This is a genomic window from Bacillus sp. AFS023182 (assembly GCF_002560575.1).
Lineage (GTDB): Bacteria > Bacillota > Bacilli > Bacillales > Bacillaceae_G > Bacillus_A > Bacillus_A arachidis.
The window spans coordinates 1-1300 of record NZ_NTRO01000143.1 but is presented as its reverse complement, the minus strand read 5'-3'; the positions used below and the strand labels follow the sequence as shown (position 1 = coordinate 1300).

General features: G+C 33.0%; 1 protein-coding gene. It reads left to right on the top strand.

The features are described from left to right. Nucleotides 1-484: 484 nt before the first annotated feature. Nucleotides 485-1252, top strand: a complete 768-nt coding sequence (locus CN288_RS27680) for a hypothetical protein (RefSeq protein WP_098303628.1) — start codon at nucleotides 485-487, stop codon at nucleotides 1250-1252. Nucleotides 1253-1300: the final 48 nt, after the last annotated feature.

The following is a 1300-nucleotide window of genomic DNA, read 5'->3' as shown; positions in this document are numbered from 1 at the left end:
TGCACATCAATTCATCTTTGATATACAGATCATTTGTATGATAATTTTTATAAATAATTGCTGAATAATGAACTTACATAAATGCTTTTAAAAGTTCTTGAACGAATGGAAGTAGTCCACCTACAAATTTTAAAACTGCCATTGCGATTTCCATACTATTTCCTCCTCTTTCTTGGTGTTTAGATGTGGTACATCTTATGCTCTTATTATAGTAAACGTTTACAAATGAATCGATACATTTTGATATGCAAAATTACATATTTATATCTGTATGATTGAATGAAAGATCTATGAAGCTAATGAACATGCAGGTTTTCCTTTTGGTTTATTCGTTTCATCAGAAAGGAAGTCAGACCTTTGAAAGACTTTTGTAATATTTATGAAAGAAAAATGAAAGATTTGCTAGATAGGATGAAGTTGTTCTACTAGTAGATGATGCGCGCAGATGATAAAACCAATAGTAAAAATAAGAAGGGATGCAGACATGTTTATGAAAAGAAAACTATCTATACTTACATTCTTAGCATTCATATTTAGTTTGATCGTAACTATTTTTCCTACAAATTCTGCTTATGCAGCTGAGGACGATCGTATACTTGATATTTATGGGGATCCAATTACCACAAATAAAGATTACATACTAGTAGACAAATATTTGTGGGTGACAGGTATTCCTTTTGAAAAACGAGTAGCACCTGTAGGTCAGAATAGGCTTGGAATAACTTATGAGAAGTTTGCGGGTTGGCATTATGTAATTCAATATAAAAACTCGTCTTATTATGGTGCTGCTGAAAAGCATAAGGATACAAAAGGTAATGAGTATTATGGTACACCTATCAATTTTGAAGTGCCGGCTGGAGTAGAGAGTGATGGATATATAAGAAATAATACTCCAATTACAATGTCAATGTGGATTGGAGGACCAAATGCTGATGCAGGAGGAACAAAAAAATATGTAAATGCAGGCAATCGAAGCTGGATCTATTTTAGTGACCAATCAAGAAGTACTTTAACAGTTAAGAAAAAAAATTCGAAGGAAATAGATTTAGTTACAGGTAAAACGGATTATCTTAGAGATAAACTTGGTAGACCTACTGACTGGTATAATGCAGATCCACAGCAATCTAGTTATGGAGTTATAACAACCTTCCAGCTAGAGACTTCAGAGCAACCATTTGCAAATCAAGATAAATTGTGGGGAAGATCTGCGCCTGAAGACTACGCTGGCTATGAATTAGTACCTTTACCATAAAGCATCTATTAAATCTATCTAACTATACATCAAATGGAGGAATATTTA

Bases quoted from the DNA above. Each gene is read 5' to 3' on its own strand.
- CN288_RS27680 (WP_098303628.1), top strand. From the start codon at position 485: ATGTTTATGAAAAGAAAACTATCTATACTTACATTCTTAGCATTCATA.